A 6700-nucleotide genomic window follows, 5' to 3' on the forward strand; every position below is an offset into this window, starting at 1 on the left:
GGCGGCGCGAGTCGGTGATCCGGTCGAGCACCTGCAGCAGCGACACGATGGCCCGCCGCGCCACGTCGTGCAACTGCCGCACCCGGGGCACGCCCCCCGCAGCGGGCGCGAACCACGACCGCAGCCCCTCCCACCTGGCCGCCCTGGCCGCCAGCCACGGCGTGGCGTGATCGGTGCCCGGCACCCGTGGCAGGTCGGCGCCGTCGAGCGCGCGGGCGTGCAGCACGCTGACGCCGTGCCCGGCCACCCCGGCCAGCGCGGCGGCGATCGTGTCGCCCCGCTGCTCCAGATTGGTCACGAACTCCTGAAGGTAGGCCACCGTGGCGGCCTTGACCTCGTGGAACGTCGTCAGATCGGCGCCCTCGACGCGCAGCAGCCGCTGCAGCTCGCCGTTGAACTGCTTGGTGTTGTTACGCAGCCCGTCGAGATGCCCCTCCAACTCCTGCAGGCTGCTGAAGACGCGCCGGTTGCGCCCGGGGTCGGGGTCGCGCAGCAACTCCTCCAGCTCCCCCAGCCGGTCGGCGATCGCGTCGAGCACCGCGGTCTGCAGCGCCCCGGCCGACGCCAGCATCGCCATGGCGTGCTGCACCCCGGCGAACGCCGCCTCGCCCCGCCTGGTCAGGGAGTAGTGCAGGTTCTTGCGTTCGTACTCCTCCGCGGTGGCGAAGCTGCCCGCGTGGTTGAAGATCACGTCGAGCAGTCCCCAGCCGACGAGCTGCTTGAGCGGACCGGCCAGGTCCTGGTCGCCGATCGGCGCGTACCACCCCACCGCGCGCAGCCGCTCGCGCACCTCGTCGACCGTCAGCGCCGTCTCCAGCCGCTCGTTGGCCTCGCCGAAGGCGTAGAGGACCGCGGTGTGCAGATCCGCCCGATCCGTCGTCGTGAACCGGAACATCTCCTGCGGCACCCGTGGCAGCTCCGCCATCCCGCTCCCCCCGCCGCACGATTACCGCCCACGGCAACCGTAGCGGGATACCCCGACAACCCGACCGCTGTTTGCGCGCAGATCACGCGGCGAGTGCGGCGGCATGGAGAACGGGGGCCGGGGAGCGGAGTTCGAGGTACGGTTTCCCGGTGCTGCTCACTGGCTCGCCGGACACCGTCCTCATCGTCGTGCGCGGCAACTCGGGTTCGGGCAAGTCCACCGTGGCGCGGACCGTGCGCGAGGCGTACGGCCGTCGTGGTCTGGCCGTGATCGGCCAGGACGTCGTGCGCCGCGACATCCTGAAGGAGCTGGACCGTCCCTGCGGTGTGAACATCGGGCTCCTCGACGTGATGTGCCGGCACATCCTGGACGCGGGCTGTCACGTGCTGCTGGAGGGCATCCTGACGCGGAGCCGGTACGGCGAGATGCTGGAGGGCCTGTGCCGCGGCCATCGCGGGCGGACCTGCTGTTACTACCTCGACGTCTCCTGGGAGGAGACGCTGCGCCGGCACGAGACGCGACCGCAGCGGTCCCGGTTCGGCGCCGAGGAGATGCGGCAGTGGTACGCGAGGGCGGACGTCCTGGCCGGCGGCCGGGAGACGGTCGTCGGCGAGGACGAGACCCTCGACGGCATCGTCCGGCTGATCCTGCGCGACACCGGCCTGGCCGCCGATCCGGACGGGAGTTCCGCGCTTCCCCACGGCGGCACGGACGGGACGTTCACGGAAGCGGACCCGGCGAGGTAGACGGACCTTCCACTGCGTTACGTCCCGCAAGCACCAGTCGAGGACCTGGGTCGTCATCAGCTCGAATCGCACTCCGCCTACTCTTCGTAGGTGTTTTCGAGACACTGACCGTGATCGTTCGATAACTTTACGTGCATGCCATCCCCCCAGCACGAGATGCTCCATCGCATCTTCCGCGACAATCCGGAGCTTTACGCTCGTGCTTTCAAAATGCTCGGCATCGACTTCCCGGCTCCCCGGGATCCGAACAAACGGAAATAGGCCTCGGGGACACTGAAGCCCGGCAGATATGGAGACGGCTGATCCTCATGCAGAACTACCGGTACAAGTCGGAATTCGCGCAGATGCTCCGGACCGAAGGCGAAGCGATCGGCAAAGCGAGGGGTGAAGCGATCGGCAAAGCGAAAGGTGAAGCGATCGGTGAGGCCAATGCCGTCCTGCAAGTTCTGGAGGAGTGCGGCATCGTCACCTCTGAGCCGGTTCGTGAGCGTGTCATGTCCTGCATGGACATCCCGCTGCTTCGGAGCTGGCTCACCAAGTCGCTGCATGTGACCAGCGCGGAACAAATCTTCGACTGAGCGGGCATCAGAAGCTGTCGCGGGTGGACCACAAGGGTGCCACCCGCATGGGCACGCGAAGTGTCAACTGCCGGGCGATTTCGCGCCGCTCAGGTGTGGTCGAGGGGAGCGTCTGCTCCGCTGATGTAACGGTTACTCGTTCATCCGGCTGGTCACCGTCGAGGGGTCCGGCGCCTTGATCGACACTTTGGCGCCCCACCCTGTGAAGCGGCTGTCGATCGTGATGGTCTTGCCGTCGTATCCGTTGGCGTCGATCACCCCCGTCGCCGCGTACGAGCTCTTCACCCTGTTCACGAGTCCGGCGGAGGTGAGGGTGAGGGTGTAGGTGACCTTCGTCTCGTCGTGCATGCGCAGCGGGACCGAGGAGCCGAACCAGGGCGACACCTTCTCAAGCTCCTTGAAGGTGATCTTGCCGGTGATCGTGTTCCTGGTGTGCCGGCCCTTCTTGATCAGCGCGGCTAACGTCTTCGGCTCGGCCGGGTTGATGACCTGCCCCTGGAAACCGCCCGCGCCGCCGGACATGCCGCCGGTCTTCAGCCAGGTCGTGCCTGCGCCGAGGCCGCTCGCCAGGATGCCGCCCTGGGTGTAGCTGACCTTGCCGACGCTGATGGTCCGCTCACGCTCGCTGTGGATCGCGTTGGTCGTGATGTCGGAGGCCGCGATGCCCTTGGCGTTGAACTGGAAGGTTCCCTTGCGGCTCTGCAGTTTGACCTTGCCGCCGCCCACGAGGGTGCTGGTCTCGGTGAACCGCACGCCGTGCCCGGAGGTCAGTTTGCCCTTCAGGGCGCGTACGGGATCGTTGGGCGCCGCCTGGGCGGGAGCGGCGGCCACCAGCAGGGCGCCACAGGCCGTCAGGGCCGTGATCGTCTTCTTCATGAGCCATGATCATGCCGGAAGCGGATCACGAGCGCATGGGGTGACAGACGGAGAACGGCCCTGCGGCGGTGGTGGCGGGTCAGGCCCTCATGGCAGGGGGGCCTGACCCACCAGGAGGCGCCGCCGATGCGGCGGGCACCTCGCGGGAGCGGTCGTTCTCCGGCGGCCGGCCACCGGCCCGCCCCGTACGGCGGAAGACGTGCCGGTCCCGGTCGTCACCGTGCGCGGGTGGCTCCGCGCCGGGCCGCTCATCCGATCCACTCGTCGCCGGCCGGGGCGACGCCGCCGTCGATATGCCCGGCCACAACGCCGTCGTAGTGGCCCGAGGGGGCCACGTCACCGCTCGCGACCATGACGCCCACACCGGCACCGCTGAAGGCCAGCACCGCGCCCACCACGATGGTCCCCGCTGAGAACTTCCTCATATCGCCTCTCCGTTCGACCGTCCAGGCGGTGCGGGTCGTCCCACACCGCCCTTTTCCGTGTCGAGGCCCACTCTCTTATTCGAGCGTCGGGTGAGGCGCGCGTGGGGGTGAGGGCGGCCGGAATTCCGGCATGTCTGGCTGATTCCCGGGGATCACCACCGACCGGGGCACGTTCGCCCTGGCTTCTTGCAAGTGATCTATTCCAGCGCCCTTAAAGGGGATCGCAAGGATTTGCGCGCATTTTCAGAGCATGCGACGTTTAATCACGATCATTGCGCCTGCCCTCGCAGGCTTGACAGCCGTGGCCGGTCTGACCGGCACGGCCGCCGGGGCGACGGAGCCCGGCGGTCCCGGCGGCCAGTCCGAGCAGCGGCTCGGCGCTTATTACGGCCAGCGGCTCGCCTGGTCGAGCTGTGGTGGCGGATACGAGTGCGGCACGTTGAAGGTGCCACTGGACTATACGAAGCCGCGCGGCAAGCAGATGAAGATCAGCATGATTCGGCTTCGGGCCGGTGGAAAGAAGATCGGGTCGCTGGTGCTGAACTTCGGGGGCCCGGGAATGTCCGGGGTCGATTCGCTGAAGGCGAGCAAGTCGGTGGTCTCGGCGTCCCTGCGCGAGCATTTCGACGTCGTCAGCTTCGACCCGCGGGGCGTGGGCGGCTCCTCCCCCGTACGCTGCCTGGGCACGCTGGGCCTCGACACGCTGTTCTCCGCCGACCCGACCCCCGACACGCGTACGGAGGTCAAGCAGGCCAAGGCGATGTCCAAGGCGTTCGCCGGCGCCTGCGCGCGCAACGCGGGCAAGCAGTTGCTCGGGCACGTGAGCACCGCCGAGACCGCGCGCGACATGGACGTGATGCGGGCCGCCCTGGGCGAGCGGCGCCTGACCTACCTCGGCTGGTCCTACGGCACCTACCTCGGCGCCCGGTACGCCCACCTGTTCCCGACCAGGATCCGCGCCATGGTGCTCGACGGCGCCGAGAACCCCGGCCAGACGGGCCCGGAGTTCGCCAGGTCGCAGGCCACGGGCTTCCAGGTGGCGCTGGGCTCGTTCCTGCGCGACTGCTTCAAGCGCAAGGACTGCCCGTTCAAGAAGCGCACGGTCGGCGCGGCGGTCCGCAGGCTGGAGGCGCTCTACAAGCGGGCCGACCGGGCGCCGCTGCGCAACATCGCCGACGGCCGGCAGGTCAGCGAGGCCGTGGTGCGCACCGGGGTGCAGAGCGCGCTGTACGCGACCGCCAGCTGGCCGTTCCTGCGCCAGGCGCTGGGCGCGGCCTTCAAGGGTGACGGCACCTACCTGCTGATGAGCGCCGACGCCTACAACGGGCGCAAGGCCGACGGCACGTACGTCAACCAGCTGGAGGCGCTCATGGCGATCAACTGCCTCGACCATCCCGAGTCGCGCTGCCCGTACTGGCCGGTGAAGGGCAAGCGGTTCACCCAGAAGGTGCGCGCGGCCGGGTCGCCGCCGATCGTGGTGGTGGGGACGACCCGCGACCCGGCGACGCCGTACGCGCTGGCCAAGGCGCTGGCGGCGCAGCTCGACAAGGGCGTACTGCTGACCAAGGACGGCGACGGCCACACCGCGTACCAGGGCGGCTCGTCCTGCCTGGAGCGGCAGATCGACCGCTATCTGCTCACGGCGAAGGCGCCGCGGCCGGCCGCCTGCGCCAAGAGCTGAACGACCACGAGCTGAACGACCGCGAGCTGAACGACGGAGCCGGTCCCGCACCAGTGGAGGGTGTGGGACTGGTGACGTTCGGGTCAACCCTGGCCGTGCCTGCGCGGCACGTCCGGGGCGGCGGGAGAGATTGGGCGGACGTAACCGGAGATTCCCGCCCGAGGAGCCCATGGAGTCACTGCTGGTCCTGCACGCGGTGGCCGCGGTCTGCGCTCCCTGGCTGACCGCCCGCATGGGCCGGACCTCCTTCGCGCTGCTGGCCGTCCCGCCGGCCGCCGCCTTCGCCTTCGCCGTCTGGCTGGCGGTGCGCGGGCTGCCCGCGCGGGAGAGCACCCCCTGGGCCCCCGTCATGGAGATGGAGCTGGCCTTCCGCGCCGACGCGCTGACCCTCCTGATGATGGCGCTGGTCACGGGCGTCGGCGTGCTGGTGTTGTGCTACAGCATCCGCTACTTCCCCAAAGGCGACAGCGGACTCGGCCGGTACGGCGGCACCATGGTCGCCTTCGCCGGCTCGATGCTGGGCCTGGTGACGGCCGACAACCTGCTCCTGCTGTACGTGTTCTGGGAGCTGACCACCGTCTTCTCCTACCTGCTGATCGGGCACGACCCGCAGAGCCGGATGAGCCGGCAGGCGGCCATGAAGGCGTTGTCGATGACGACGTTCGGCGGGCTGGCCATGCTGGCCGGGTTCGTGCTCCTCGGGCAGGCGGCGGGCACGTACCAGATCTCGGCCATCGTGGCGCGCCCGCCGGACGCCGGCGCGGTGGCGCTCGTGCTGATCCTGACCGGCGCGCTGTCGAAGTCGGCGATCATCCCGTTCAGCGGCTGGTTGCCGGCGGCGATGGCGGCCCCCACGCCCGTCTCGGCCTACCTGCACGCGGCCGCCATGGTCAAGGCGGGCGTCTACCTGCTGGCGCGGCTGGGCCCGGCGTTCGGCGATGTGACGTTGTGGCGGGCGGTGGCGATGCCGCTGGGCCTGGCGACCATGCTGGCGGGCGGCTGGCGGGCGCTGCGGGAGCCGGATCTGAAGCGGCTGCTCGCCTACGGCACGATCGGTCAGCTCGGCTTCCTCGTGGTGCTGTTCGGCGCCGGGAACGCGGGCGCGGCGCTGGCCGGGGCCGGCATGCTGCTGGCGCACGCGCTGTTCAAGGCCGCGCTCTTCCTGGTGGTGGGGGTCGTCGACCACGCGGCGGGCACGCGCGACCTGCGCGAGCTCAGCGGAGTGGGCCGGGCGATGCCGTGGGTGTGCGCGGTGGCGGTGCTGGCGGGGGCGTCGATGGCGGGGGTGCCGCCGCTGCTGGGCTTCGCGGGCAAGGAGGCGGCGCTGGAGTCGCTGCTGGACCTGCCCGTCGTGCTGGCGGGGGTGGTGGCCGGGTCGGCGCTGACGGCGGCGTACACGATCCGGTTCCTGTGGGGGGCGTTCGCCGGCAAGCCGGGGATGGCGGCGCGGGAGGTGCACCGGGCGCCCG

The 6700-nt window shown here is 70.0% G+C and carries 7 protein-coding genes; 4 read left to right on the forward strand and 3 right to left on the reverse strand.

What is annotated here, in order from left to right; translation table 11 throughout:
• Window positions 1–925 (reverse strand): TIGR02677 family protein (locus tag ACWD0F_RS51430; protein ID WP_449890376.1); only part of this gene is annotated, 925 nt, incomplete at its 3' end.
• Between the two features lie 149 nt (window positions 926–1074).
• Between ACWD0F_RS51430 and ACWD0F_RS51435 the strand changes: the two genes are divergently transcribed.
• Entirely contained in the window at window positions 1075–1671 is a 597-nt protein-coding gene (locus tag ACWD0F_RS51435; RefSeq protein WP_449890377.1) for an AAA family ATPase, read from the forward strand.
• Between the two features lie 308 nt (window positions 1672–1979).
• Complete coding sequence (locus ACWD0F_RS51440) at window positions 1980–2249, forward strand: hypothetical protein (RefSeq protein ID WP_449890378.1); 270 nt, start codon at window positions 1980–1982, stop codon at window positions 2247–2249.
• A gap of 132 nt (window positions 2250–2381) precedes the next feature.
• Here the strand turns inward: ACWD0F_RS51440 and ACWD0F_RS51445 are convergent, their stop codons facing one another.
• Both ACWD0F_RS51445 and ACWD0F_RS51450 read right to left on the reverse strand, forming a co-directional pair.
• Window positions 2382–3125 (reverse strand): hypothetical protein, encoded by a 744-nt coding sequence (locus tag ACWD0F_RS51445; RefSeq protein WP_449890380.1) that lies wholly within the window; start codon window positions 3123–3125, stop codon window positions 2382–2384.
• Between the two features lie 248 nt (window positions 3126–3373).
• Window positions 3374–3550, reverse strand: coding sequence for a hypothetical protein (locus ACWD0F_RS51450; protein ID WP_449890382.1), 177 nt, complete (start codon window positions 3548–3550; stop codon window positions 3374–3376).
• A gap of 301 nt (window positions 3551–3851) precedes the next feature.
• On the opposite strand from ACWD0F_RS51450, the gene ACWD0F_RS51455 reads away from it, so the two are divergent.
• Together ACWD0F_RS51455 and ACWD0F_RS51460 are read left to right on the forward strand one after the other, a co-directional pair.
• A complete protein-coding gene (locus ACWD0F_RS51455) occupies window positions 3852–5231 on the forward strand; it encodes an alpha/beta hydrolase (protein ID WP_449890383.1) in 1380 nt (459 codons plus the stop codon).
• A gap of 169 nt (window positions 5232–5400) precedes the next feature.
• On the forward strand, window positions 5401–6700 hold a 1300-nt coding region (locus ACWD0F_RS51460), incomplete at its 3' end, for a proton-conducting transporter transmembrane domain-containing protein (protein WP_449890385.1).

Source organism: Nonomuraea sp. NPDC002799 (assembly GCF_053592075.1).

What these genes read in the sequence shown, in the direction of transcription:
- ACWD0F_RS51440 (WP_449890378.1), top strand. Translation starts at nt 1,980, where the DNA reads ATGCAGAACTACCGGTACAAGTCGGAATTCGCGCAGATGCTCCGGACC.
- ACWD0F_RS51445 (WP_449890380.1), bottom strand. Translation starts at nt 3,125, where the DNA reads ATGAAGAAGACGATCACGGCCCTGACGGCCTGTGGCGCCCTGCTGGTG.
- ACWD0F_RS51450 (WP_449890382.1), bottom strand. Translation starts at nt 3,550, where the DNA reads ATGAGGAAGTTCTCAGCGGGGACCATCGTGGTGGGCGCGGTGCTGGCC.